Annotated in this window: 22 protein-coding genes; 5 read left to right on the forward strand and 17 right to left on the reverse strand. The window is 44.2% G+C overall.

Annotated elements, in window-relative coordinates:
* Window positions 1-255 precede the first annotated feature (255 nt).
* Together ACXAER_RS02885 and mnmC1 are read left to right on the forward strand one after the other, a co-directional pair.
* Window positions 256-1,530, forward strand: coding sequence for a Kelch repeat-containing protein (locus tag ACXAER_RS02885; protein ID WP_474826406.1), 1,275 nt, complete (start codon window positions 256-258; stop codon window positions 1,528-1,530).
* 3 nt (window positions 1,531-1,533) lie between these two features.
* Window positions 1,534-3,732, forward strand: coding sequence for an FAD-dependent 5-carboxymethylaminomethyl-2-thiouridine(34) oxidoreductase MnmC1 (gene mnmC1 / locus ACXAER_RS02890; RefSeq protein ID WP_474826408.1), 2,199 nt, complete (start codon window positions 1,534-1,536; stop codon window positions 3,730-3,732).
* Window positions 3,733-3,856: 124 nt separating this feature from the next.
* On the opposite strand, the gene ACXAER_RS02895 is transcribed toward mnmC1, so the two are convergent.
* The 6 genes from ACXAER_RS02895 to ACXAER_RS02920 form a co-directional block, all read right to left on the reverse strand.
* Window positions 3,857-4,582 carry a FlgO family outer membrane protein gene (locus ACXAER_RS02895; protein ID WP_474826410.1) on the reverse strand — a complete coding sequence of 242 codons (726 nt, stop codon included), beginning with the start codon at window positions 4,580-4,582 and terminating at the stop codon, window positions 3,857-3,859.
* Window positions 4,583-4,592: 10 nt separating this feature from the next.
* On the reverse strand, window positions 4,593-5,357 hold the full coding sequence (locus ACXAER_RS02900) for a FlgO family outer membrane protein (RefSeq protein ID WP_474826412.1): 765 nt from the start codon (window positions 5,355-5,357) through the stop codon (window positions 4,593-4,595).
* A gap of 4 nt (window positions 5,358-5,361) precedes the next feature.
* Window positions 5,362-6,027 (reverse strand): FlgO family outer membrane protein, encoded by a 666-nt coding sequence (locus ACXAER_RS02905; RefSeq protein WP_474826413.1) that lies wholly within the window; start codon window positions 6,025-6,027, stop codon window positions 5,362-5,364.
* Between the two features lie 302 nt (window positions 6,028-6,329).
* The gene (locus ACXAER_RS02910; protein WP_474826415.1) at window positions 6,330-6,677 is read right to left on the reverse strand and encodes a VOC family protein; all 348 of its coding nucleotides are present in this window, start codon (window positions 6,675-6,677) and stop codon (window positions 6,330-6,332) included.
* A gap of 47 nt (window positions 6,678-6,724) precedes the next feature.
* Window positions 6,725-7,162, reverse strand: a complete 438-nt coding sequence (locus tag ACXAER_RS02915) for a GNAT family N-acetyltransferase (protein ID WP_474826417.1) — start codon at window positions 7,160-7,162, stop codon at window positions 6,725-6,727.
* A gap of 86 nt (window positions 7,163-7,248) precedes the next feature.
* The gene (locus ACXAER_RS02920) at window positions 7,249-7,734 is read right to left on the reverse strand and encodes a DUF2938 domain-containing protein (protein WP_474826419.1); all 486 of its coding nucleotides are present in this window, start codon (window positions 7,732-7,734) and stop codon (window positions 7,249-7,251) included.
* 91 nt (window positions 7,735-7,825) lie between these two features.
* Here ACXAER_RS02920 and ACXAER_RS02925 point away from each other — a divergent pair, with 91 nt between their 5' ends.
* The gene (locus tag ACXAER_RS02925; protein ID WP_474826421.1) at window positions 7,826-8,239 is read left to right on the forward strand and encodes a helix-turn-helix domain-containing protein; all 414 of its coding nucleotides are present in this window, start codon (window positions 7,826-7,828) and stop codon (window positions 8,237-8,239) included.
* 67 nt (window positions 8,240-8,306) lie between these two features.
* On the opposite strand, the gene ACXAER_RS02930 is transcribed toward ACXAER_RS02925, so the two are convergent.
* From ACXAER_RS02930 to ACXAER_RS02940, 3 genes are all read right to left on the reverse strand, one after another.
* Window positions 8,307-9,485, reverse strand: a complete 1,179-nt coding sequence (locus ACXAER_RS02930) for an alcohol dehydrogenase family protein (protein ID WP_474826423.1) — start codon at window positions 9,483-9,485, stop codon at window positions 8,307-8,309.
* A gap of 358 nt (window positions 9,486-9,843) precedes the next feature.
* The gene (locus ACXAER_RS02935) at window positions 9,844-10,233 is read right to left on the reverse strand and encodes a hypothetical protein (protein ID WP_474826425.1); all 390 of its coding nucleotides are present in this window, start codon (window positions 10,231-10,233) and stop codon (window positions 9,844-9,846) included.
* Window positions 10,234-10,252: 19 nt separating this feature from the next.
* Window positions 10,253-10,741, reverse strand: a complete 489-nt coding sequence (locus ACXAER_RS02940; protein WP_474826427.1) for a GNAT family N-acetyltransferase — start codon at window positions 10,739-10,741, stop codon at window positions 10,253-10,255.
* Window positions 10,742-10,898: 157 nt separating this feature from the next.
* Here ACXAER_RS02940 and ACXAER_RS02945 point away from each other — a divergent pair, with 157 nt between their 5' ends.
* Entirely contained in the window at window positions 10,899-12,368 is a 1,470-nt protein-coding gene (locus ACXAER_RS02945) for an ATP-binding cassette domain-containing protein (RefSeq protein ID WP_474826429.1), read from the forward strand.
* A 138-nt stretch (window positions 12,369-12,506) separates the two neighbouring features.
* On the opposite strand, the gene ACXAER_RS02950 is transcribed toward ACXAER_RS02945, so the two are convergent.
* The 4 genes from ACXAER_RS02950 to ACXAER_RS02965 form a co-directional block, all read right to left on the reverse strand.
* Window positions 12,507-13,190 carry a DUF1826 domain-containing protein gene (locus tag ACXAER_RS02950; RefSeq protein ID WP_474826431.1) on the reverse strand — a complete coding sequence of 228 codons (684 nt, stop codon included), beginning with the start codon at window positions 13,188-13,190 and terminating at the stop codon, window positions 12,507-12,509.
* Window position 13,191: 1 nt separating this feature from the next.
* The gene (gene zigA / locus ACXAER_RS02955) at window positions 13,192-14,394 is read right to left on the reverse strand and encodes a zinc metallochaperone GTPase ZigA (protein ID WP_474826433.1); all 1,203 of its coding nucleotides are present in this window, start codon (window positions 14,392-14,394) and stop codon (window positions 13,192-13,194) included.
* 181 nt (window positions 14,395-14,575) lie between these two features.
* On the reverse strand, window positions 14,576-15,883 hold the full coding sequence (locus tag ACXAER_RS02960) for a short-chain fatty acid transporter (RefSeq protein ID WP_474826435.1): 1,308 nt from the start codon (window positions 15,881-15,883) through the stop codon (window positions 14,576-14,578).
* Window positions 15,884-15,950: 67 nt separating this feature from the next.
* Window positions 15,951-20,084 carry a two-component regulator propeller domain-containing protein gene (locus ACXAER_RS02965; RefSeq protein ID WP_474830485.1) on the reverse strand — a complete coding sequence of 1,378 codons (4,134 nt, stop codon included), beginning with the start codon at window positions 20,082-20,084 and terminating at the stop codon, window positions 15,951-15,953.
* A gap of 378 nt (window positions 20,085-20,462) precedes the next feature.
* Here ACXAER_RS02965 and ACXAER_RS02970 point away from each other — a divergent pair, with 378 nt between their 5' ends.
* Window positions 20,463-20,804, forward strand: coding sequence for a carboxymuconolactone decarboxylase family protein (locus ACXAER_RS02970; RefSeq protein ID WP_039222723.1), 342 nt, complete (start codon window positions 20,463-20,465; stop codon window positions 20,802-20,804).
* Window positions 20,805-20,866: 62 nt separating this feature from the next.
* On the opposite strand, the gene ACXAER_RS02975 is transcribed toward ACXAER_RS02970, so the two are convergent.
* The 4 genes from ACXAER_RS02975 to ACXAER_RS02990 all read right to left on the reverse strand — a co-directional run bounded on the left by ACXAER_RS02975 (window position 20,867) and on the right by ACXAER_RS02990 (window position 25,977).
* Entirely contained in the window at window positions 20,867-23,620 is a 2,754-nt protein-coding gene (locus tag ACXAER_RS02975; protein ID WP_474826437.1) for a M16 family metallopeptidase, read from the reverse strand.
* 189 nt (window positions 23,621-23,809) lie between these two features.
* Complete coding sequence (locus ACXAER_RS02980) at window positions 23,810-24,103, reverse strand: YfcL family protein (protein ID WP_039222728.1); 294 nt, start codon at window positions 24,101-24,103, stop codon at window positions 23,810-23,812.
* Between the two features lie 120 nt (window positions 24,104-24,223).
* The gene (locus ACXAER_RS02985; RefSeq protein WP_474826439.1) at window positions 24,224-25,372 is read right to left on the reverse strand and encodes an ATP-NAD kinase family protein; all 1,149 of its coding nucleotides are present in this window, start codon (window positions 25,370-25,372) and stop codon (window positions 24,224-24,226) included.
* The gene (locus ACXAER_RS02990) at window positions 25,369-25,977 is read right to left on the reverse strand and encodes an elongation factor P hydroxylase (RefSeq protein ID WP_474826441.1); all 609 of its coding nucleotides are present in this window, start codon (window positions 25,975-25,977) and stop codon (window positions 25,369-25,371) included. The genes ACXAER_RS02985 and ACXAER_RS02990 overlap by 4 nt, the downstream gene beginning before the upstream one ends.
* Window positions 25,978-26,051: the final 74 nt, after the last annotated feature.

A 26,051-nucleotide genomic window follows, 5' to 3' on the forward strand; every position in this document is an offset into this window, starting at 1 on the left:
TTCAATTCTGGGCTTATGTGTATAAACAGGTAGTTTCCACATCCCTTCTTTTTCGTTTTTGCCGTCTTCGTCTAAGCTTTTCTTTTCTGAATGTTTCCAATGTAGCACGAATGCACAGGGTCATGACCAGCGTTAATTTATACCTTCACAAAATGTTCAAAATAGCTTGAACATAAACTTTTGCGGAAAAACAAAAAGGCGACAGGTAGAATACGCGGTCAAACGTTCGAAATTTCGATAAAACTGAAGATTGCTGTGTTATTAAAAAAACCAAGAACCATTGCTCTACGCACTTTCCAACGTGCGGTACCCCGACTTTCTTTCGTGGTGGCGGCCTTTCTCATTGCTGTTGCAGCGACTGTCTCTGCAACAGCTGCGTCTATCGTCCTCCCCGCGCTACCAGAGCCAGTTTCAAACAATGCCGTAGCTTCTGTCACCATAAACGACACGCAATATGTAATTAGTTTTATGGGGCTGGACAAAGGAAAAACCCATAAAGATGTGCACAACCGTGCTTGGCAGCTTGTTATCAATAACAAAGATAAACCTTTACGGTGGCAGGCTCTTCCCCCAGTTCCATCCAGCCTTGCACTAAAAGGTCGCTTGGCTTCCGTGGCGGTAGGTGTTAACGATGCCGTTTACATTTTTGGTGGCTACACGGTGGATGAAGATCATAATGAAATTAGTACGCCAGATGTTTATAAATACTCGCCCACAACAGAGGAATATACGCTATTGGCGCCTATGCCTGTACCTGTTGATGATGCAACTGCACTGGTTTACCAAGACCGCTACGTTTACTTGGTTTCAGGCTGGCACAACGATGGCAACGTAAATCTTGTGCAAGTTTACGATACGCAAACCGAGCAATGGCAACAGGCGAGCCCTTTTCTTGGCAAACCGGTATTCGGGCAAGCTGGCGGCATCGTTAATAACACCATGGTAATTTGTGACGGCGTATCAGTAACACCGCACAGTGATAAACGCCGTAGCTTTGCTGCAGAAACCGCCTGTTTCAAAGGCGTAATTGATAAGCAAAACCCTTTAAAGATTGATTGGCGTACACTTAACCATCCAACAGGTACTGCGCGCTATCGCATGGCCGCAGCGGGCGATGAGGCCACCAGTAAAATCTATTTTGTAGGCGGCTCGACTAACCCGTACAACTACAATGGCATTGGCTATAACGGCGAGCCTTCAACTGCGGATGACGCTATATGGACCTTTGATATTGCACAAGAAACTTGGGGTATATCGAAAACAGAAGCTGAAGCGCCTACCATGGATCATCGCGGATTAATTAACGTTAACGGTTCTTGGAGCACCATTGGCGGTATGCTTGGGGCGCAGCGCGTGACCAGTAAAGTCACCACGCATTTTTCAACACCCGCAGAGGTGTCTTGTTTATCTAAAAGCCAAGCTATTTCTGATGTTTCAAAACAAGCATTGGATGGGCCAGCTATTGAAGTAGTGAAAACTGCTTCCAATTCAAAGTGCCAACAAAAAAACAACATCAACGGAGAAAAATAAACAGTGAAATCTAAGCATGCACAGGTTCATTTTAATGAGAGCGGTACACCTGTCGCCGACCATTTTGACGACGTTTATTTTTCAAACGACAGCGGAATAGATGAAACCCAACACGTTTTTGTAGCAGGCAACGACCTTGCTGAGCGCTGGCAACAGTGGCGCAATCCTACTTTTGTCATCGCCGAAACAGGTTTTGGTACTGGGCTGAACTTTTTGGTCGCCATGCGTGCCTTTAACGAATTTAGAGCAGCGAACCCTGATCATCCGTTAAAGCGCCTATATTTTATTACCACGGAAAAGTTTCCACTGCCTCAACAGGATATGAAGCGCGCACTAGAAGCTTTCCCTGCCCTTAAAGACGAAGCGCAAGCACTCGCAGCACTTTACCCTATGGGACTTGAAGGTTGTCATCGCTTACATTTCGATAAGCACTCAACCACGCTCGACCTGTGGATTGGTGATGTTCACGAGCTTTTACCTCAATGGCATTCCCCTGTAAATGGACTAATCGATGCCTGGTTTTTAGATGGTTTCGCACCAAGCAAAAACCCTGATATGTGGACCGATGCGCTATTTAGCCAAATGGCTCGCTTGTCAAAAACCGGCACTACCTTTGGAACCTTTACCGCCGCGGGCATCGTAAAACGTGGGCTTGCCGGCGTGGGTTTTACCATAAAAAAACGCAATGGTTTTGGCCGTAAGCGCGACATGCTGACCGGCGTTTTTAACCAAGACAACGAAAATGTGCAGCATAAACTTCGCCTGCCTGCTGGCCCCTATTACAGGTACGCTAACGACAGTTTAGATACAACAAGTAAAGTCGCAGTAGTAGGCTCCGGCCTTGCAGCATCTACGGCATGCCTGGCTTTAGTAAAACGCGGCATTAGCACTACTTTATATTTTGATGGTGACACTCTTGCAAGCGGCGCGTCCGGAAACCCGCAAGGCGGTTTTTATCCGCAGCTTCATAGCGAAGCAAGTATTGCCAGCCGCATTCAGGCGCACAGTTTTTTGTATGCTAGACAAGCCTACGATCACACTATTGATCATGCAAAAGCCTGTGGCCTAGCCAACGTTGCCCATGATTTCTGTGGCGTTATTCAACTAAGCTTTAACGACAAGGTAGCAGAACGCCAAAATAAATTGGCTGCTGCCGACGTATGGCCTGAAGCTTTGATTAAGCCCGTGGACAGCAAAGAAGTGAGCGATATCGCTAACCTAGCTCTTCCCTACTCTGGCTTATACATCGGCCTCGGCGGATGGATTTCTCCTCCGCAACTAGTTACTGCCATGATTGAAGAAGCACTTCAAAGTGGCAAACTCGAACTGAAATCCAATCATACCTATGTATCCCATAAAGTGATTGAGGGAGCGCCACACAATGAAGATAGGGGCGTTTCAACCGGTGCTCTTGATGCGGATGATGTGGATATAGCTAAAGGTGGCAGCGTAAACGGGTCAGCAACACAGAAAGTGCAAATTTGTTTTAACCTTGGTGAGCCTGAGAAATGTGCTAAGGGTGATCTTGATAGCAACACTTTCGATAGCGACTTACCGCAAGAAAACGTTATTGCCGATCACCTTATTCTTGCCCTTGGCGCAGGTGCGGTAAACGCTAGCGATTTTGACAGCCTTTCTCTTCGCCCTGTTCGAGGTCAGGTTGAAGCCATTCCCACCCAAATGCCAATTGAACAGCTCAAAACGGTATTGTGTCACAAAGGCTATATGACGCCTGCGCTCGACGATAGACACGCACTTGGCTCAACCTATGTGAAAAATGACTTAAGCACCGATGTGCGAAGCGATGAAACCGAAACGAACCTCGCCACACACGAACAGGCGCTGGCAAACACCAGTATAGTTCAGGCATTACAACACGACGGTAAAGCCAGAGCGGCTACGCGTTTAGGTTCACCCGACCACCAGCCTGTTGTCGGTGCACTGCATGATTTTAATGCGCTTAAAAAACACTACGATATGCTTGGCGTGGGCAAGCCGTTGACTAGCGCGCCAGTGTTGCCAAACAGCGTAGTTTCCACCCTTACTTGCTTAGGGTCACGAGGGTTAACCACAGCGCCTTTAATGGCAGAGGTCTTGGTGAGCAGTCTATGTAAGGAGCCGCTACCTTTAAGCAACGACTTGCTTAATGCCGTGAACACAAGCCGCTTTATGACTCGCGAGGCAATTAGAAGTCAGGGTTAATAAACGGAGAGGTCTTTGTGAAAATTCTCCTGTGCCTAGACACAAAAGATAAGATGTTTAGAGATTTTAAAGCGAATATGCAATGAGTTCGCTTTCGAAAACAGAGTGCAAAGGAAGTAAATGGCTAGTTTACGCTAGCCACTTTATTTAAATCCATCACGATAAACGCAGGAATGTATACGTTGGCGCTTGCCACCACTTGTTTATTTTCCAGCGACACGATACGGGCGTTTACGCGGACGCCTCTGTCATCTTCAATGATGGTGCCAGTTACAACATGGTCCATTTCAACCTGTTTAGCGAGTGCAGTACCATCTCGAGTAAGTACGAAATCGCCGACTGGCGTTACGGTAATGCCACCTGCAAGCTTAAAGTCGACAACCGCTAACCCAAAGTCTTGCAGCTCGGCTATTAAATATTCTGAAAGCTGATTACCTAACACGGTGCTGTCGCTCAAAGACTGATTAAGCCTAACAAAACTCGCCACACCCACCATATCTTGCTGCGTAAGACGAGTTGCATTGTCCATTAATTCCATCGCAAGCTGCGAGGCGTAATCATTTAAGCGCTTATGCGTTTGTGAAGGTGAATAGCCATGGTGTAGTGGGTCTTTATAGCCGGGTTCGACTTCCACGTGCTGTTGATATTGTCTATCGCGAGAATCTGGTGTGTACTCCAGTCCTGAACGGCTTGGTACAGGTACTGGCTCGGCGTGATGAGTAATTTCACCGTCTTCACCTAACCAAAACGAGCCAATAGACTCTGTGCTAGTGCACCCTGTCATACATACACTTAGCATTACGCCAACGGCTATCCAACTGCTTGGCACTAGCTTCTTTGTAAACACCATACTGAAACTCCTAGCCGCGACTTAGCTTAACGCCATCGCGCATGCCGTTTTGCTGGCTACCGTCACTTGGAATAAGTGCATCTACCACGTAGAAAGGCACTAACATTTGCGCAGTTGCCACCACTGCGCGCGACTCCATGCCTAAAATACGGGCGTTAACTAACACGCCACCTTGGTGCTTGGTCATCGTTCCGGTTAATACGTATTCAATAGGAAGGCTGCTGCTCAATTCTAAATAGTCTCGGCTTAATACAAAATCACCATCGTCAGTAATGCGAATATACTCGGTGGCTTTGAAGTCGATAACCGGCACGCGGAATTTATGCAGTTCGTGAACAAAAGACTCCGCCATCTGACGACCAAGCAAATCTGTTTTCTGCAAGTCAGTATCTAGCAGTGCGAAATGGGTGACACCAATAGGTGTTTTGTTATTCACATATTCCATATTGGCAATTAAGTCTTGCGCCATGTTCTTCACATAGTCGCCAATGTGCTTGGTTAGAGGTCGACCTTTATAAGCGCCCTGTACGCTCGAATACAAAGGAGGTTGACCGATAGCGCCGTATGCGTCCATACCCTGAGACTGGGTATCACTGGTATTTTCAACTGGCTTCGTAGGAGCGCGGTCGGCGGCAGTAATATCAATTACATTCATGGCTGGGCGCTGGGGCGCTTGTTCGGCTACCTCTTCTTCCCCCATCATCATAGAGCACCCGCTAACGCTTAGCAGTGAAGCACAAAGCGAAAGCGCCGCGTATTGATTTCGTCTTTTCATGGGGTTACCTCGTACCTTCAGTTCTGTATAACTTGCCGTTTCTGGTTGTTACTTGTTCTTCGCGCCAAAACAGTTCGGCAGGGAAAAAGCGTGTTGCTGCAGCGACAATGTTTTTATTTCTAGCGTTGATAATTCGAGCGTTAACCACCGCGCCAGACTCTTGATACACCATAGTGCCGGTTATATAAAAATCGACGCGCTCAATGTTGGAAAGCTGGTCGATATCGCGGGTTAATACTCTGTCGCTTTCGTTACTAACAATTATATCGTTCGAAAGCTTAAATTCTTGAGTAGAAAAGCCTCTTTTCGTGGCCTCAGTAATCATTCCCTGTTCAAGTTGATGGCCCAACAACATTAACGGGTGTTGATGGTCAGCACTGTATTTCATAGTATCGGCAGGTACAAAGCCGACTACCGCATAGCGAGACTGACGTGCTGGACCCACATCAGCAAAAAGTTCGTTTGCCAACATATAGGTATGGTATTCCACATTCCCCAATGCCGATACGTCGCTGGCATCGGTTTGCGCGAATTGGCTTTTAGGCTCGTCAGATGAAGAGCAACCAGAGAGTAAGCCCAAGAGAAGCGCGGTATATGCCAAGGCTTTCGCGACTAAGCGACCATTTTCTGTCGGCAAAGCGTGAGAGACAGGTTTTGTCATACTTTTCATTACACGTGTCCAGTGAAAAACGTCAAATTTCTATCGGAAAGAAGCAAAAACTCATCGAAAAACAGTGATCAGCTACTACGCAAACCGACATTTTCAGTGTCTTTAAACAGGCTTTTGCAAAATTCACACCAAAGAGAGACTACAAGTCGCATTGAGAACGCTACTTTTAAGCGTGTTACATAAGGCAGGTACTTTCAGGGGGATATAGTTTTTCAGTGCTGAAGGAATTTAATATTCAACGCCATACAATTCATAAAAAGCGGAGGTGACTTGCCGCCTCAGGACAGAAAGCTGCCGTTGTTTTAGGAATTACCTAATTCGGTAATGTGAAGTAGTTCGCCCGACGGGCCCCATAGATAGAAAACACTTCCCCAATGTTGTTGCTCAATTGATGAAATTTTCGTTTTATGTAAAGAGCGCGAACACAATTCAAAAGCGTCCTGAATGTCTGTCACACAGATTTGTAGCATAAAGTTATTCGCCAATTCAGGATTATAGAAGCGCTGAAGAAAGAATAGACAATCACCATTTTCAAACAGTGTTAGATCTTCATTTACGTATTCTGCATTAAATCCAATCTCAGAATAAAATGCTTTAGAAATGTCGTAGTTTTTGCTCGGAATAAAAGTCTTAATATCTATGACGTCCATATCTTAAGATCCCTTAAGCTTCTCTGTTTTATTATTTTTAACCGTGGCTAAATGGCAATAACAGCAAGCATGTCTTCGCCATCTTCATCTAATCCCACCTCTGCGAAACCAAAACTTGAATAGAAGGTTTTGGCGACAGGATTCTTAGGGTTATAGCATATCTCAATAAATTTAAGCTCAGAAGTTTGCTTTATAAGCGTGATAGCTTGAGATAAAGCAACTCTGCCAATTCCTTTATTTTGACGGCTCTCATCAATCATAAAGCGCCAAATGGACACCTTAGTTGGCGTTTCCTGAACCCACATCAAGAATCCTACGGGCTGGTCGTTGCAATAAATGGCCTTGCAGGTATGGTTATCATTATAAAAAGACTCAACCAGCGACCACATATTGCACGCTACAAACGCTTGCTGATCATCCGCTACATCCAAGTCACAAACCTGCCCATAGTTAGATTTGTTTATTTCTTCCAGTGAAATTTTCATCCTGTTTTCTTTTACGCTCGTTTTATTTCAATACGCATGATACGCCGAACTTTATTCAATTAATCAACAAGCGATTATAGCCACGTCTAAAGTACGGGCCTTAGAACCAATGCCGAAAGGTACAACCCTAAGCCAAATACACCATGATTCAAAACGCTGTGTAGGCGAACAGCGTTAGCATCAGGCGTTTTCGACGCAGCAATTCCTGCGCCCATTCCAGGCTGCAATACGAAAAATGGTGCAACTACAGTGGCTATGCCTAGTGCTAAAGCTGGCCCTGCCGATGGTTGAAGCAACCAAGCCTCTCCAAATAAAAGAAAAAGTAACACAGCATAGCCAATACCGATCACGTAATGCGCTGTCCACCCTATGATCTTCTCACCACTCACAGCATCGGAGTTTGCAATAGAAGTATGGGAGAACCGCCCTTTTCTCATATGCCCTATCCAACGCCCTACCATTCCCCAATTTGTTGGAGCAATACCAAATAATTGTTGCCTTAGCAGCGCCCATAAATCCATCACTAGGGTAGCCCCAATACCAATTAGCACGATTAAAACAATATTCTGCATATTCACACTCAACAGCTAGTTACAATTAATTGGAGATGATAGCCTACAACTTCAAGTTAACTTTAAGTCAAGCATTCCTTTGGAAAAGTGTATGGAAATATCTCAAGTTGCCAAAAAATCCGGAGTTTCAGCATCCACGCTGCGGTTTTATGAAGAGAAAGGTCTTATCACTTCTATTGGTAGGCAAGGTATACGTCGCGTGTTTAGCCCGAATGTACTAGAGCGTCTTGAGTTAATAGCATTAGGTCGCGCTGCAGGTTTTTCTTTAGAAGAGATTGCGGGCATATTGGGGAACGAGGCAAAGCCTGAAATTGATCGTGAGCTACTACTGCGAAAGGCCAATGAACTAGACGGAACAATAAAGAAGCTCACCGCCATGCGTGATGGTCTGCAACATGCGGCAGCCTGCACAGCACCAAGCCACTTAGAATGCCCGAGATTTCGTCGTTTGATGAACCTTGCCGGTGCGGGGGCAATAAAAGGCTTAGCATCGAGTAAAAAGTAAAATGCCCGCATTGAGCGGGCATTTTGTTGTAATCTAAAACAATGTAACCGTAGTCGAAACATAGCACTTATTGGTTCAGACTATCGATAAAATCCTGTTGCGGTGACGTCTGCTTAGGAGGCAGCAACACAATTTTACCCACGTGCTTTTTCTCAGAGAAATCTTTTTGCGCTGTTACGATATCTTCTAGCGGATAGGTTTTAGCTAACATAGGTTTTATTTCACCTCGCTCAATATACGAAACTAGGTTTGAGAAAACCGGCTCGTCCCACGCAGTACAACCAATAAAGGTAAGATCTTTTAAGTAAAAGTTGCGCATATCAAGCGTGACTATTGGCCCTGCGATGGCGCCGGAAGAAGCGTAGCGACCACCGCGTTTCATAACCACGGACATTTGAGTGAATCCGTCACCTGCAACGTTATCGATAACTACATCTACCGACTTTTCTCCTAAAACATCAATTAAGTCACTGTTACGCTCGATAACGCGGTCTGCACCTATTTCCTTAAGCACGTCCATTTTATTTTTACCAACAACGGCGGTTACCGTGGCACCACGGCGTTTAGCTAACTGCACAACAGCAGAACCTACGCCACCTGAAGCCCCAGTCACCAAAACATGCTCCCCTTTAGAAACACCGGCTCGATGGACCATATTTTCAGCAGTGCCATAAGCGCATGGTATGGCTCCGAGTTCGGCATCCGACCAATCACACTCGACAGCGAACACTTCACTAGCGGTTATTTTTACATACTGTGCAAAAGCGCCATCGAAGTCTGACGCCATCCAAATATTCTCTAATGAGTCCCAGGAATCTTTTCGGATGCAAGAACGTATTAAAATTCGCTCTCCGATACGTGTAGGGTCTACGCCTTCTCCAACGGCTACGATTCGACCACAACAGTCAGTCCCTTGAATAAACGGAAAAGGAGTTTGTTCATTCCAACCACCGTCTAACTCTTCTGCTGCGCTCGATTTCTCTTCATCGTTCTCGTCTAACGCGTCAGTGCCTTGCGTGACTTTAGAAGAATACCAACCTAATCGAGTATTAATTTCTGTATTATTGACACCTGCTGCTAAAACCTGAACTAGCACCTCACCAGCGAGTGGTTTTGGCATGGGTACATCGGTGTAATTTAGCTGCTCATAACCACCGTTCGCCATGGTTACCACAGCCTTCATAGTCGTATCGTCAGGATTTACATCGAATCTTTGCTTATCGCCAAGCAAGCTAGTAATACTCATAATCTCTCTTACGTTTAGAATTAATAACAGTTTATACGCCCAAAATAACGTATGCCTGATGCTCATGCAAAGCAGCTACGTTATTACGGTTAACATTTAAACGGTTGCATAGTGCTTAAAGTTTACCGCAGTTAGGGCTTTCGCCAACGCGCCATGCTTTAGAAGCAAGTCTTCATTTAAGGCTTCCCTGTTACCTTGCTGAACTCTAGAGGAACAGAAGCATAGGCACTTTTCATTTGCTTTGCCTATATTTGCAAGAAATTAGAAAATCGCCGTAACTTTTAAAAAGTAGATATATTTGAAAGAGGTGTTAAATAGAATTTGTACGCTTCCATATCGTGTTTGCTCTAAGCGAAAATCATTCACCACTAGCAACTAATAAAAATCTATAGCGCCATTCACACAAACCAAGTATCGCTACAAATATGCACTCTGCACTAATAAATAGTAGTGCGAACACGCTCGCTTGTTCGTAATAAGTGAGAAGAATCCCCACGCATGTAATCGCCCAAAGAAAGTTGGCGATAGCTAAAGCTGCTACTTCGTTAAGTGATCTATTGCGTATAAAGGCAAGCCTTAATGCGTATATACCATAGCATACATTAGCACCCGCTAAGAATAGAATGAGCCCTTTCGGCAGTTGGTAGAAGTCGCTCGCTATATCTTGGAAAAGCAGAAGCAATAGGCCAACACTCGTTCCTGCGATACCATCAATGTGAAGTATGTATTTACCTAAAAAAGCTTTCATCTGTGCTGCAACGCTTAACCTATTTCAATGTGGCAAAGATATGGCTATCGTAAAAATGTCCATTTTTAAAAATGGCGCGTTTTAATATTGCTTCCTGTTTAAACCCTGCATCTAAAAGCAGCTTTTGCGAAGCAAAATTAGATGAAAATACGCAGGCGAAAATGCGTTCTATATTTGTGCTTGAAAAAGTAAGCGCAATAATTTGGCGCAGCGCATCGCGCATAATCCCTTTTCGCCAATGTGATGAACAAAGCCAATATCCAACTTCTCCAGACCTTTCGTATTCAAAATGACCGTGGTTAACACCAATACACCCTACTAACTCGCCCTCATACTCTACCGCTCTTATAAAACTTTCTTTGCTTCCCTCTTGAACCCACCACGTAGCATCTTCTTTTGTATAAGGGCTGGGAATTTTTGTCGACAGAAACTGCGTGACCGACGGTTGATTCAAAATATCTACCAGTCTACCTACATCGCTCATTTTAAAATCTCTGAGTGTTGCCATGCGCACAATTTGATTCCCTTAATTGGCCATTGAACGTGGCGCTAACTTTAAAATGCTAACTTACCAGCTGACTCCGTCTTCAGAAAGTCTTATTCACCATTGACAGGTAAACAGAAAACTTCACAATAGTTCTACTTCTTATCCACTCGCAATCATAATGCTGTATCTTTCAGAATTTCAAACAAAGCTTTCTAATCAATATATTACCCCTGCGTTTTCGTTAACGCTAAACGATGAAAAACCACCCTCGCATTACCTTATTGCAGGTAGGAATAGTAGCGGGAAGTCGCTCTTAATTTCATCACTAGCGGGTAACGGTAAAGTAGAAAGCGGTGTTCGCGAGAGTAGTTCTCTTGTAGCGGAAGTATCAGTATTTAAACAACAGGCGTTAATTGAAGAAGAAAAGCAAAAAGACAGTGCGGATATTTTAGATGTAATAGCCGAACCAACAAAAGTTCACGAGTTGTTCTTGCGTACAAATGAGGACTATCAAAATCATGCTTATTACAGCGAACTTACTTCTGCGCTGAGAATTGAACATATACTTGATAGTGCGTTTCTTTCGCTGTCGACGGGAGAAACTCGCAAGGTAATTATCATGCTGGCATGGTTGAGCGATGCTTCAATTATTTTGCTTGATGAACCTTTCGAAGGCTTAGATGTTGAAGCGATTGATGCATTTAGTCGCTTTCTTGTTACTCAACAGCAAGCCGCACTGGCGTTGACCGCCAACAAGCTTGCAGACATTCCTGAGGACCTTCATGCACAACTCATTGTTATGGATGATCTAGCTATTACGTGGAAATCTGACGGCACACTTAACTATGATGACTTGCGCTCAGAGTTAAGCACTTGGTTTGCGCTAGAGTCTGATGATATCGATGTACCCGCAGCGCTTAGCGCTAACGACCAAAATCATAATAAGCAGAACAGTGAACTTGATTCACTACCCCATACTTTAATCCAGCTGAATGACGGCTTTGTGCGTTTCGATGAACGTACTGTATTTGAAAAGCTTAACTTTACGCTTAATAAAAATGAGCATTGGCAGATAACGGGCCCGAACGGGTCAGGTAAAACTTGTTTGCTGCAAATGTTTACTGGTGATAATTCCCATTGTTATACCAACGACTTAACAATGTTTGGAATAAAACGAGGGACTGGCGAGAGCATATGGGATATTAAGAAGCACATTGGAATTATGTCAAATGCGCTGCACATTCAATACAAAGTAAACGCAAGTGTTGAACATGTAATTATTTCTGGCTTTCACGACAGCATTGGTCTATACACCCGCCCAACGTTGGCTGAGCGAAACGTAGCAGAACAATGGCTTGCTGTACTGGGCTTACAACCGAAGAAGAATACACCGTTTCAGTCGCTATCGTTTGGCGATCAGCGATTAGTGCTTATAGCGAGGTCTATGGTAAAACACCCTGCACTGCTTATATTAGATGAACCCTGTAACGGTTTAGACGACTTCAACCGCCAAAAGGCACTTAAGCTTATTGATATATTGGCAAAGGCTGGCACCAGCACGCTGCTGTATGTTAATCACAACCCAGAGGAATGCATTCCCAGCATTCGCAACACCCTGAATATGAAAGACTACAATGTTGCCAACTAAAACCTGAGAAGAAAAAAGCGCTATCACAAGGGAAAACTCATGGAAAATAAGTGATAGCGCCAAAGAAACGGTAGAGAAGTTTAATGAGCGCTTAAATGCTATATCTGGCTCTTAATCATTGCATTGCATTTCTGAAATTCACATTGGGTCTAAAGTAAGCAGCACACGTTGAGTATTTGGTTGCACTTTGCAAGACCGATGTACGGCGGCAAACTCTTCATGACCTTGCCAAGACTTTCCTTTGAGTAACCCCACATCAAAAGCACTCATTTGTTTAATGCTGCTTTCTTGGTAGCGCTGCCCTAGCCTATTCTTCGTAAGCCCTTGCGTATTCGCGTCGTTAAGGCCAATCATCGGGCTAGTTACCACACTTTCTTTAGGTAGCCACTCAGTACCTTCGCCTAAATAAGTATTTACCAATCGAACAGGAATATTGTCTACGTGAAAGCTGGGGCACATTGCCGAAGATAAGGGCACTAGTCTTACCCCTACACTGTCACAATCAAATAGTGTGGTAAGCATGTCAGAAAGCAGATAAATATCATCAATGGCGGCTTGTTTTCCAATACTGGTTTCTTCGCCTGGTAGAAGCGTGGCAATTTCCTTCCTTAGAGAAGCAACAGAAAACACACCACGAATACCCATTCCTAATGATTTAAAAACCTCGTCATAATATTGGGAGATGAGCGGCGCCTCGGGTCTATTCCATACCGTAACGCTAACTCCTTCTTCAAAAATATCGCCCAGAACCATAGCGTCGGCGCTTGAACGCCAAGAGTTGCTATGTTCAAAGGAAGTAATGTGGTCTTGTAACGCCTGCATACTAGTGCTCCCACGCAGGAAATGGGTCAGGCATTTCAGCCCAAACATGATGACCTTGAATAAGCTGTTCGTCTGTTAACAAGCAACTGTCTAAGCGCCTGATTATGTCCTCTTTATTAAGCCCTTGCCCAATAAATACTAGCTCTTGACGCATATCACCGAAAGGCTCCATCCATTGCTCTTCAATCGCTTTAAGATAGTCAGGGTCTTCAGGCCACTGCTCTTTGGGTACGGCTTTCCAAAACAATCCAGCGGCTCCGTATCTCGCCATACCGCCAGCCTGGCTCCAACTGCCTGCAAGCTGTGGGCGTGTTGCCAGCCAGAAGAAGCCTTTTGAACGAATTAACTTACCTGCAATGTCTTTACTATGAATAAAATCATAAAACTTCTGCGGGTCGAACGGACGTCTTGCTTCGTACGAAAAGCTGCTGATACCAAACTCTTCGGTTTCTGGCACGTGTTCGCCACGCATTTCTTTCAACCAACCCGGCGATTGCTGAGCACGTTCAAAGCTAAACCGACCTGTGTTTAATACCTTATCTAGAGGTACTTTCCCATGCTCAATAGGAACTTGAATAGCCTCGGTATTTAAAGTTTGAAGGATACTTTTAAGGCGGGCCAAATCTTCTTCAGAAACCAAATCAGTTTTGCTTATTAGCAAAATGTCAGCAAATTCCACCTGCTCGACCAATAGATCAGCAACGCTTCGCTCGTCTTCCTCACCCAAGCTCTCACCCACTTCGTTAAGAAACTTAGCTTCGTCATAGTCTTTAAGAAAATTCAATGCATCAACCACCGTGACCATGGTATCGAGGCGTGATATTTCCGATAAGCTTTTACCGTCTTCATCGGCAAAAGTAAAAGTCTCGGCCACTGGTAGCGGCTCCGATATGCCCGTAGACTCAATGACCAAATAATCGTACTTCCCTTCGTGCGCTAAACGCTCTATTTCTTCAAGTAAATCTTCTCGCAACGTACAACAAATACAACCGTTGCTCATTTCAACCAGCTTTTCTTCAGCTCGATTAAAACTAACCTCATTTTTGACAGTAGCGGCATCAATGTTGATTTCACTCATATCGTTAACTATAACCGCCACTTTCAATCCATCACGATTATTTAGAATATGGTTTAGAACCGTGGTCTTACCGGCGCCTAGAAAGCCCGATAGTACGGTAACGGGAAGCTGAGTTTGAATAGACATAACGACTCTCTAAGTTTCATTTTACATCTCGAATGAAACAAATGTTATAACATAACACTTAAAATAGAAATATCGATATGACTAATTTATTGCAAACGCTAGTAATACTGAGCGAGAACGAGTTGACAATAATGCTATCGAAGAAAGAGCCATTTCCTTTCAGGTCTGAAGTGCACTGCACTTATACAAATCGCAAAACCAAGGAAATAATAACACCTGTTACGATAAGCTGAACTAAGCAAAACCCCATTATATCTTTGGCTTTTAGGCCAGCTATGGCAAGTACGGGTAATGCCCAAAACGGCTGAATTAAGTTCGTCCAAGCGTCGCCCCACGCCACTGCCATTGCTACCCTATTAACTTCCGCACCCAGTTCTGCAGCAGCAGGTAAGATTACCGGAGCTTGCACTGCCCACTGCCCTCCTCCCGAAGGCACAAAAATGTTAACCACGCCTGCGCTAATAAAACTCCATACGGGCAACGACTCTGCAGATGCAAAACTAATTAGCCATTCTGACATAGTCTGCGCTAATCCAGATTGCACCATAACCGCCATGATACCAGCATAAAACGGAAACTGTATTACAATTCCGCTGCCGCCCTGAACCGCTTGCTGCAAGCTATGCAATACATTGCGTGGCGTGCCGTGAAGGACAATAGCAAGGAAAAGAAATAACGTATTAACGATGTTTAGGTTTAGCCCGCCGCCAGAAATAAAATAATTTGTAAGATAAGCAAGCCCAGCGAAACCGACAAGTAAACCAAGTGCTTTGCTGTTTTCAAGTTTATCAGCGGGTCTTTCGTTTTCTGCTGAAGGTAAAGCATCGTCTTGTAGCTTTGCGCTATCCACAATTACGCTTTCAGATTTAGGAGGTAGCATTAAGCGATTCACAAGGGGAACAACTACAAACATTATTGCCAACAACAGTAAGTTGAAGCCGCTAAAAATAGTCTCGCTGGTACCAATTACGCCTATTTGTGCCTCTGAAAAGTGCCCCGGTGTTGCAATGGTTAACGGTACAGAGCCCGCCAAGCCGCCATGCCATACGACAAAACCTGAATATGCGCTCGCCACCAATAGCCGATAATCTACCGACACTTTTCTTGCAAGTGCTTTGGCGAACAACGCACCTACCACTAGCCCGAAGCCCCAGTTTATCCAACTGGCTGTAAGCGACACTAAAGTAACCAGTACAATAGCGCTTCCTGAGCTTTTAGCTAGACCGGCGAGACTTTCTAGCAATGTCTTAACTAGCGGCGTGCATGCCAGCATAAACCCGGTTACTAAAACCAAGAGCATTTGCATTGAAAAGGTTAACAGTCCCCAGAAGCCGTCGCCCCACTGTTGAATTGTGGTAAGTGGCGATTGGCCTTGAATGACCACCGCAAAGACAAGCGTTATGAGCGTTAACAACAAAACGAAAAGATAGGGGTCGGGAAGATATCTTTCGACGAGTTTTACGAAGGGTTTTGATGCACGATTTAGCATTAACGCTCTCACAACTTGTTAAAAACTTGTTGCATATTAACGCGTTTACTTCCTCGTTGGCGATAGGCTAGTGAATTTTGCTAAGCCACTTCTGTAAGGTCGACGTTACTTTTTGGTGATCGATAGGCTTTGTTAGAAAGTCATCCATACCTGCTGCCATACACATATCTTTATCGCTCTGCATGGCATTGGCCGTCATCGCTATAATAGGCGTACTTTTATAGATATCTCCTGCCGCGCCTTCACGGATGCACTTCGTTGCTTCAAACCCATCCATTTCTGGCATTTGGCAATCCATAATAATTGCGCTGTATTGTGCTTCAAGCTTGCAGTTCTTCAACATATCTAACGCTACTAGTCCATTATCAGCTACATCTACCTGATAGCCTTCACTTTCGAGCGCATTAGTAGCAACCAGTTGATTTATCGCATTGTCTTCAACTAACAAAATCCGCGTTGCTTCGATATCAAGTAAGCGTCTCTTAGGTTCCTGCTCTGCTAGGTCTTCATCTAGATGTTGCTCTACAAAATCTGCAGTATCCATACTCAACTGACGTGAATGCACATCGTTTCGTGTGCTGGGCTTACCTCTTGTGCTTTCTATTATTCTTAGCAAGTCTGAAGTCGTTATGGGCTTAGGCAGACACTCATCAATGGGCAGCTCTCTAAACTCGCTATAGCTATCGACATCGCTTAATTTGGTCATAAGAATAGTACGACAGTGTTTCAATTTAGCCATATTCTTAAGGTTCAGTAATTGATTGTTTTGCTCGTTTTCATCAACCACTATTTCCAAAAACAAAATATCAATACTTAAAGGATTTTGTTCACTAATCTCATCAGCTAAGTAAAGCGCTGCAGCCTCTTCTAGTGAAGATGCAGTTAATGCATTCACACCCCACTGCCCAAGCTGATTTTGCAAGGTGTGCCTTGTTGATGCATTGTTATCCACTATTAAGCAACGCGTGTTTTCTTTAACAAGTTCAGGTTGCAGTTTCGTGCTTTCCTTCGAGCCCGTAACTTTGCATACAACGTTGAAGCAGCTTCCTTTGCCAAGCTCTGAAGTAACACTTATGTCACCACCCAATAAATGACACAAATTCTTAGTTATACTTAAACCAAGTCCAGTGCCGCCGAAGCGCCTCGTTGTAGACGCGTCTACTTGGGTGAAGACGTCGAACAAATGAGGAAGTTTGGATTCCGGAATACCTATACCCGTGTCTTTCACGGTTAAATGAAGCATAGCTTCATTTTCAACATCACATGGAAGCAACTTTGCAGCAATGTATATCTCACCCTGTTCAGTGAATTTAACGGCATTGCTTAAGAGGTTAGTCAGAATTTGTTGAATTCGGTTTGGATCTGAATATATCTTTGTTTCGCTGATTTCAGAGACATCAACGATTAGTTCTAGGTCTTTTTCTTGTGCTGAGTGCGCTACTGATAGTGCAACACTTTCCACTAACTCCCTTAAGTCAAAATCCACCGACTCTAGCTCAAGCTTGCCTGCCTCTATCTTTGAAAAGTCTAGAATGTCATTGATAAGCACAAGCAGTGAGTTGGCACTGGTTTTAGCAATACTCACGCGCTGGCTTTGTTCTGCTGTTAGATCACTTTTTTTCAACAGGCCAAGCATACCTATAACACCATTCATCGGTGTCCTAATTTCATGGCTCATATTGGCGAGAAATTCAGACTTCAACTTCGTGGCCTCTTCAGCACGTTCGAGCGCTTGTTTTAAATCGTTCGCCTGCGCTTTTAGCGACGCAGTCTTTTCAGATACCTGCTGCTCTAATGTTTGAACAAAGCGCTTTTGTTTAGTGATTTCGGTTTGCTGTAGGCGGGTGCGCAGATAAATCACCAAAACAACCATACCTATCAAAAGTAAACCGTAGATAGTATATGCCCACCAGCTTTTCCATGGTGCTACTGCCACATGTAAATTCAATGATAGGGTATTATCACCCCACTCACCATTGGGTTTCATGGCTTTTACGAGCAACCTGTAGTCGCCACCATTTAAGTTGGTAAACGACACCGAAGCATGATTTCCAATATCAATCCACTGCTCATCGTACCCTTCTAATTTGTAAGCAAAGCGGGCACGCTTAGGATCTGAAAAATCTAAAATCGCAAAATCTAACGAAAAAAAGTAATCTTCATAAGAAAGGTTGATATCAGTAACATAGGACAGTGGCTTATTAAGCTCTACTGACTCCCCCATTTTGTTAAAACCGGTAAGAACTATATTTGCGCTAACAGCATCGGTTTGCTCTTGATTATATTTGAAGTACTCTATCCCCCGCTGACTACTCGTAAAATAGGTATTCTCACCCGCTTTAATTAAGCTATCAGAGTAAAAGTTTTTGCCTGCCAAATCTGTATTACTGTTGTAGCTAATAACATTTTGTGTGTCGGGATTATAAAGAAAAACACCTTTGTTGGTGGTAAGCCACAGTCTGCCGTCCTCACCATCAGCGATAGCTCTGATTAAGGTGGTGGGCAGCCCATTCTTCTCACTAAAATGCTTAAAGGCTTTAGACTCTGCTAAGTATTGGTACAACCCCGTTTGCGTCGCTACCCATATTTCTCCATCATTCGTTTGGTGGATATCTTCCACAATGCTGTCAACCAAACTCCCCTGCTGGTCCTTTGCGCCACTAAAGAACGTGAAACTTTCACTATCGACTGACCACAAATTCACACCTCCGCCCGTACCTACCCACATATTGCCGCTGGTGTCTTTGTATAGGCTGTGAATTTCTGGGTGTGTTAAGCCGTCTTTAGTTGTGAGGTGCTTCAAATCCCCGGAAAGCTTGTTGTAAATGTAGATACCGTGCTTGTAGGTACCAATCCAAACGTTGCCATTATTGTCTAATTCAAGCGCTCTAAACTCTCGAAACTGGCGATAATTACTGTCAGTCTTAGGGTATTCAATGCGGCTTATTGCTTTAGTACGTCGGTCAACTCTGGCCACAAAATCGTCTTGTGCTACCCACAAAAACCCTTCTTGATCAGGCACTATAATGGGTCTTTCTATTACACCACGCTCTTTATAACCTTTAAGCTCTTTAAATACTGAGTCGTATTCTTTTTGCAAAAGCTCTTCTTTAACTTTCCATTTGAACACGTCGGCGTTTGCCGTAACAATGAGCACATCACCATTTTTATCGCTGTCATCAAGTGCTATATCAAGTGCAATACCACTTGGTGCGGTTAGTAATTCACTATTAATTTGTTTAATTTTTCCGCGAGGAGAAAATTTAAAAATTCCATGAACCTCACTGGTAATCCACTTGGTTTTGGTATGGTCTTCAAAAATTATGCGAAGGCCGTTTTCATAACCAAAGTCGACCTTTTCAACATAGTTCCCCTCTCCGGTATGACGATACAATCCCTCGGTAGTGACGAACCATATTTGACCATCATGGTCCTCAATCATTGAGTTTACTTGGCTTAGTGGCTCACCTTCTCGTGTCGTTTGAGGTAGAAAAACACCGGAGCTTGGAAAGAATAAGAAGGGCCCGTTTTGCGTAGCGACAAATAGCTGATGAGAAGATGTACGAAGTAAGCTGCGTATTTCATTTGCGCCCGTAGCCGTTTTGTTTTTTGGTTCGGGCAAAAAATGCTTGACGTTTAGCGTCTTTTTATCGAGCAAATTTATCCCATAGCTAGTTGCTACCCAGAGACTATCGGCATCATTATCAATAATGTCCCAAATGCGATTATGGGAGAGACTGTTTTTATCTCCTGGTATTTTTTGTACTCGCTGAAATCGCCCATTGCCTAAATAGCGATTAAGCCCTTTGTCGTAAGAGCCTAGCCAGATATCACCTGCGTTATCTTGAAAAAGTGACTGAATTCGGTTTGATGACAAAGAATTTGCATCGTTAGGCACGTTTGAGTAGCGTGTATATCGACCAGATGTAGGCTCGTATTTGTTGACACCACCGCCCCACGTTCCAACCCAAATGTTGCCCTCTACATCCAACATTAAGTTGCCCGCATCGTTATGAGAAAGACTTTGGTCGTCTTCGCTATTCGACTCAAAGAGCTTAACTTTGCGACCGTCAAAGCGCATGACGCCATTTTCTGCTGTGCCAAACCAAAGAAAGCCTTGGCGGTCTTGAACTATGGAATAGATTTCTGATGACACAAAGCCATCTTCAGCAGTTAACAGCTCGACCGCATATTCGTTCATTAACTTGTTCGAACCAGATGCGAGCGCAGCAGTAATAAACATTATATTTAGAAGAGCGATTGCAAACACGCGGAAGGGTGAGAGTATAAATTTTGTTGTGTTCACCAGAGAGGTATTCTTCAAATAAAGGGTCGAGTTACTAAGTTAAACTTGTGTAACTTTAGTGCATATTATCGGCGCTAGCCATTCTACAAAAGGCGCATTTGTCACCAACAAATAAACGCTTCTTGACCTGAATCATGACGTACAAAAGCTATAGGTATATGATTAACGATGACATTAACCAACAAGGCCAGTAGATAGTCTCTTTTTAAAAGATTTTATGCTGAAATAAAAAGAGACATTAAAGCCCGATTTTATTTGCGTCAGGAGAACACAATGACAAAGTCATATAAAGAAATTACCGATAGCTTAAATCCGTATCTAGCCGAGGTTAAAAAAGGCGTGCCAGAAGTCATGAAAGGGTTTTCTGATATGGCTAAGGCTGCGACCGCAGACGGTGCGTTGGATAAAAAAACGAAAGAACTTATTGCTCTTGCGATTGGTATTGCAACGCGATGCGATGGCTGCATAGGCTTTCATGCTAAAGCGTTAGTGCATTTAGGTGCTACCCGTGAAGAAATCGAAGAAGTGTGCGGTATGTCTGTTTACATGGGCGGAGGCCCATCGTTTATGTACGCTGCAGATGCTTTGCGTGCATTTGATGAGTTTAGTGAATAATTCTAAATAAAAAAGGGCCGAGAAATTTCTCGGCCCTTTCGCTTGCTTTGCAGTGTCGCCGATTACAATGAGTTCATACTCTGTACACTGACAGGTCCAAGTTCCGCTGCTTCAACATCTGCTTTGATTTTTTCGGCATCACCAATGATTATCCAAGTCAATTTATCCGGATGCAGCACCTCTTTCGCCGCACTACTTAAATCGTCTAAAGATAAGCCATTGTACTTTTCGACCAAAGACTCTGGATAATTATATTCTCTATTGAACCTCTTACTTGATACGAGGCTATACATTACCGCATTGGCCGTTTCGAATTGACCAGGCAACGAGCGGACTTCATCCAATCGCACTCTTTCCAATTCATTCGCCATCGGCGGCTTATCCCCTATATATGCATTGAGCTCTTTTTTGAGTTCAAGTAGAGACGGCCCTGTTTTATCGGTTTGCACTGGTGCATACACCATAAATGGGCGTTGACCTCTTGCGTCTTGAAGAAAGGTATACGCGCCATAAGACCAGCTTTTATCTTCGCGTAAATTCATATTCACGCGAGCAGTGAAAGCGCCACCTAGTGTTTGGTTCATAGCATTGATGGCTATATTGTTGTCTGCACCTGTTGGTGGCGCTAAATGCGCGGCCAGAATTAGCGACTGTTGCGCACCTGGGCGATCAATAATAATCGCTTGGCCTTGCTCAGGCATGGACGCTTCAGCTATTTGTTTCGTTCCTTTATTGCCTTCTACTTTCCATTTACCAAACTCTTTTTCAAGCATAGGTTTTATGACGTCTAACGTAGTGTCACCAACGACAAAAATTGTCGCATTATCAGGGCGTAGCCAAGTATCTTTAAAGCTAACTAGATCGCTTCGCGTCACTGCTTTCACGTCTTGCTCAGTTCCGGTACCGGTAAACGGAATGCCATAAGCATGGTCTTCACCATAAATAAGCGGTGGAAGTAAGGTTAGCGCAATACTTACAGGGCGTGTTTTTTGCTGTGCAATATTGCTTAAAATAAGGGCACGTTGACGTTCAATCTCTTCTTCTTTAAACGTGGGTGACTTCAAGATATCCCCCAAAAGTGCCAAAGAAGGCTTCATGTTTTCTGTCAACATCGACATGCTAACCGTGGTGGTATCTAGATTTGAGCCAGCATTTAAATTTGTTCCCAATTGCTCAAGCTCTGCCGCTAGTTCCAAGGCATCGTATTTCCCCGCCCCTTCGTCAAGCATTTGCGTAGTGAAACTGGCGAGCCCAAGTTTCCCCCCCGCATCAGCAGCGTACCCTGCGTCAAACTGTACCGCCACATTCACCAATGGAACCGTAGCACGTTGTGCAAACACCACATTCATACCGTTAGATAATGTGGTTTGCGTAACCTCTGGAAAGCTTAGCTGTGTCTCTGCATCAATTGACGGCAAACCTGAACTGCGATCAACGCTTTCAGTTGATGCTGTATGTTCAATAAACGGCACAACCGTGATTTGATGCCAGCCTTCTTTTAACCATTTATTCGCAGCCGCTTTAACACCTTTGGGCGTCGCCTCACCTAGCTCCTCTAATTCAGTTTTGAAATAGTTAGGGTCACCAGCAATAAACTCACCACTAGCAAGGGTGTCGGCTTTGCCGCCAAAGCCCCCTACTTCTTCGAGCCCTCGAATAATTGAAGCGCGTTGTTTCGTCGACACAAGCTTAACTTCGTCTTTGCTAGGGCCTTTACGCAAGAATTCGCTAATGACCTTATCAATCTCTTTTTCTACTTTTGCTACGTCAACGCCGTCTTTTACGTCAACCGTAACTCCAAAGATAGACGCCATTTGTAGCTCGTAATTAAATACCGAGGCATTAGTGGCAATTTGCTGGTCGTACACCAATTCTTTGTAAAGACGTGAATTTTTGCCATCGCCCATAACACTTGCAGCGATAAACAGGTCGGTTGCGGTCGAAGATGTATTCTCAGGTGACACCCAAAGGCGATAAATACGTGATTGAGGTACTTTATCTTGAATAATTTCACGGGTATTTGCGCTACGCTTCGGCACCCATGCTTGCCATTTAGACAATGCAGGGCCCGGTTCAATATCGCCAAAGTATTTATTAACCAAAGGTTTGGCTTCTTCTGCGTTAATATCCCCGCTCAGCACCAATATCGCGTTATTGGGGCCATAATATTGATTAAACCACCCCTTAACGTCGTCTAACGACGCTGAGTTGAGATCTTCCATAGAGCCTATTACCGTATGATGATAGGGATGACCTATGGGAAATAAGCCTTCAAAAATATGCGTGAATACGCTTCCGTAAGGCTGATCTTCGCCTTGGCGCTTTTCATTTTGAACAACGCCACGCTGTTCGTCTAACTTGTCTTGTGTTACCGCACCTAACAGGTGCCCCATACGGTCAGACTCCATCCACAGAATACGGTCTAGAGCCGGTGTTGGGACGGTTTGAAAATAGTTTGTACGGTCAAAGTTGGTGGTACCGTTTAGGCCTGTGGCCCCGGCTTCTTGAAGCGGCCCGAACCATTCATCATCATAGTTCTCTGTGCCATTGAACATGAGGTGTTCAAATAAATGCGCAAACCCAGATTTACCCTCTGGCTCATCTTTTGAACCCACTTTATACCACACCGCCACAGCAACCACTGGTGCTTTGCGGTCTTCGTGAACAATTACAGTTAACCCGTTATCGGTTGTAAACTTTTCGTAATCGATATTGATATCGTTCTTGGCAAACGCTGAGCTTATCAGCGTACTGCTTACAGCCAACACACCTACGCTTACCTTCAAGCGCTCGGTGAGATCCTTAAGTACAGTCATGTCGTCATCCTTAATCTTTTTATACCTAAATATGCCAGGCACCACAAAGCGGCTTTCCGCTAACATTAAACATAAACCAATCTGGCGGTTAATAAAGGATTTCGCAAATAAAACTGTAACGGATTGTGAACAAGGATAAACGAAGAATAGGGATATAGTTGTTGTAGATAGGAGAGAAGAAAGTCGCAATTACATTGCGACTAACCGTGCCCAAAGAGCTTTTACCTGCTTAGCATCTTCATTTTCTAATTCATTGTTAGCGAAAGCACTATTAAGGCTTTCGAGCATTTTGTCATTAAGCATCGCAACGGTAGCGCCTTCTTGCATCTCTAGTTGGCGAGCCTCAACGGCAAAATGGCCTTGCAAGTAGCTGGCAATAAATAATTCATCATCACTACCGTGATTGACCACGTCATCAAGCGATGCCTCAATATTTGCGATAGCTTTAACGACACTTTCGGGTGCTGCAGCAGGTGGTAACACGTCTTACTCCTTCCTGTTTCTAATTTCTGTTCTTTATTTCTAAATTTCTATTCTCAGTTCGAGATAATTAAATTTGGTTTTAAAAGCAATCAATCAGCCTGGTTATATTGGACTGAGTATTTAAACACTTTGGCAAAGCACTTTGTCTTTGTAGCCCGTAATTACTGTGAACGCGCCTGCTAATTCAGCGTCTAGCGCGGCATCGCTTGAATCTAAGCGAAGCGGTTTGCCGTTTAACGCCTGTAGTTTTTGCTTAGTGGCAACAACAAGCATATTTTGTTTGCCAATTTGACGAATAAACGCTGGGCTTAACTGCTGATTTCCACGCCCTAAGATGTGCCCTTGACCACCAATAACCGTCAAAATCACTTTGGTGGGTTTGTCTTTTGTCAGCGCAATTAGTTCACTGGCAGTCACGTCACTTGCGATTAACTCGCCTTGTTTAACCACGTCAACACCTAGCAAAGTATTGTCTAAGCCAAGGAACTCCATAACCGCACCTACGGTCGAGCCAGAGCCCATAACAAAATAAGTGTCAGGCTCATCGTCCATGATTTCGCTGACATAAGCAGCAATATCGTCAAGCACCAAGGCCTCGTCTTCTTTGCCGCCCATTTTTACAGCTTGAACGTAAGTGAGTTCAGCGGGTACGCGCATTTCACCATAATGCTTAGCAATCACCTTCCCATCGCGAAATGCATTCTCGTCAATATCACGTACTTCGGCGTCCATTTCACTCACAAGTTCGCCTGCGATCATCTGACTTACTACCTGTCCTGCCGCTGACGGCGACACGCAGTAAACGCCAGAGTGAATTTTACAGCCGGCGGGCACACCTAACACGGGGACTTGTGTGCCGACTACGCTACAGATATTGCGGGCTGTGCCGTCGCCGCCTGCAAACAGCAGCAAGTCGACGTTTGCCTCAACCATTGCTTTCGCTGCGCGCTCTGAATCTTCGCCCTCGGTTTGTGCCGCATCAGCTGTGTAGATGACTTCATAAGGAATACCTAGAGATTCACAGACTGTTTCGCCCATATCGCCCGACGCTGTCACTACGGTAAATTTCCCAGACAATGCTTCAAGAATACTGAGCGCTTTTGCCATTTTTTCATTGGCTTTCTTCTCTGCGCCCATGGCCAATGCTTTTTCTCGAATTTCAGCACCATCACTGCCTTTAAGTGCAAGCGCACCGCCTATACCAGCAAAAGGGTTTATAAGAACTCCAAGCTTAAAAAGGGCTGGGCGGTCAAAATCATCATTTCTCATGCTGCATCTGCTCCAGTGGCATCATCATGCTTCTTTTTGCAAAAAGTGGTTGCTAAAGCGTTGATAAAACGTTCTGCTCTAGGCGGAAAGCCATGGGCTTTATAAAGTGCTAGCTGTGCAGCAACATTTTTAGTAAAACCGTCTCTGTCGGGTTCCGCACCATTTAAATTATCCGTACTCACCTGAAACTTTCTGCCTGCGGCTTCGGTGAACGCCCATTCGATGGCTTGTGGCTTAATTTCTACTTTTTCAAAGTCTGCTTGCTGCTCTGCATTGCGGCCATCAGGGCAATACCAGTAACCGTAATCTTCTAAAAGTCTGCGCTTTTCGCCTGCAATGCACCAGTGCGCAATTTCATGTAAGGCACTTGAAAAGAACCCATGAGCAAAGACGATTTGATGATAAGGTTTTTCGTTACCCGCTGGGATGTAAATAGGCTCATCATCCCCCAAAACCAAGCGCGTATTGAAATCTTTAAACGTGCTATTAAATAGTGATATTAACGTGGGTACATCGCTGTCTTTTTCTAAGCCCGGGTACTGCTCACTAGCGGTCTCGTTGTTAAGGACATTGTTCAATGATGACTGACTACTTTGACTGTTCATTAAGTTTATTAAAAATCTAAATAAGCGGGCTAAACTAATGGCAGCAGAGTATACCAGTAAAACTTCGCCTTCTC

The sequence above is a fragment of the Alteromonas sp. AWJ4_199 genome, from assembly GCF_056159165.1.

Bases quoted from the DNA above. Each gene is read 5' to 3' on its own strand.
- ACXAER_RS02950 (WP_474826431.1), bottom strand. From the start codon at position 13,190: ATGCAGGCGTTACAAGACCACATTACTTCCTTTGAACATAGCAACTCT.
- ACXAER_RS02935 (WP_474826425.1), bottom strand. From the start codon at position 10,233: ATGAAAGCTTTTTTAGGTAAATACATACTTCACATTGATGGTATCGCA.
- ACXAER_RS02900 (WP_474826412.1), bottom strand. From the start codon at position 5,357: ATGAAAAGACGAAATCAATACGCGGCGCTTTCGCTTTGTGCTTCACTG.
- ACXAER_RS02930 (WP_474826423.1), bottom strand. From the start codon at position 9,485: ATGAGTATTACTAGCTTGCTTGGCGATAAGCAAAGATTCGATGTAAAT.
- ACXAER_RS02965 (WP_474830485.1), bottom strand. From the start codon at position 20,084: ATGAACGAATATGCGGTCGAGCTGTTAACTGCTGAAGATGGCTTTGTG.
- ACXAER_RS02905 (WP_474826413.1), bottom strand. From the start codon at position 6,027: ATGAAAAGTATGACAAAACCTGTCTCTCACGCTTTGCCGACAGAAAAT.
- ACXAER_RS02915 (WP_474826417.1), bottom strand. From the start codon at position 7,162: ATGAAAATTTCACTGGAAGAAATAAACAAATCTAACTATGGGCAGGTT.
- ACXAER_RS02895 (WP_474826410.1), bottom strand. From the start codon at position 4,582: ATGGTGTTTACAAAGAAGCTAGTGCCAAGCAGTTGGATAGCCGTTGGC.
- ACXAER_RS02985 (WP_474826439.1), bottom strand. From the start codon at position 25,372: ATGAGAAATGATGATTTTGACCGCCCAGCCCTTTTTAAGCTTGGAGTT.
- ACXAER_RS02920 (WP_474826419.1), bottom strand. From the start codon at position 7,734: ATGCAGAATATTGTTTTAATCGTGCTAATTGGTATTGGGGCTACCCTA.
- ACXAER_RS02960 (WP_474826435.1), bottom strand. From the start codon at position 15,883: ATGCTAAATCGTGCATCAAAACCCTTCGTAAAACTCGTCGAAAGATAT.
- ACXAER_RS02975 (WP_474826437.1), bottom strand. From the start codon at position 23,620: ATGACTGTACTTAAGGATCTCACCGAGCGCTTGAAGGTAAGCGTAGGT.
- zigA (WP_474826433.1), bottom strand. From the start codon at position 14,394: ATGTCTATTCAAACTCAGCTTCCCGTTACCGTACTATCGGGCTTTCTA.
- ACXAER_RS02945 (WP_474826429.1), top strand. From the start codon at position 10,899: ATGCTGTATCTTTCAGAATTTCAAACAAAGCTTTCTAATCAATATATT.
- ACXAER_RS02990 (WP_474826441.1), bottom strand. From the start codon at position 25,977: ATGAACAGTCAAAGTAGTCAGTCATCATTGAACAATGTCCTTAACAAC.
- ACXAER_RS02925 (WP_474826421.1), top strand. From the start codon at position 7,826: ATGGAAATATCTCAAGTTGCCAAAAAATCCGGAGTTTCAGCATCCACG.
- ACXAER_RS02970 (WP_039222723.1), top strand. From the start codon at position 20,463: ATGACAAAGTCATATAAAGAAATTACCGATAGCTTAAATCCGTATCTA.
- ACXAER_RS02910 (WP_474826415.1), bottom strand. From the start codon at position 6,677: ATGGACGTCATAGATATTAAGACTTTTATTCCGAGCAAAAACTACGAC.
- ACXAER_RS02940 (WP_474826427.1), bottom strand. From the start codon at position 10,741: ATGGCAACACTCAGAGATTTTAAAATGAGCGATGTAGGTAGACTGGTA.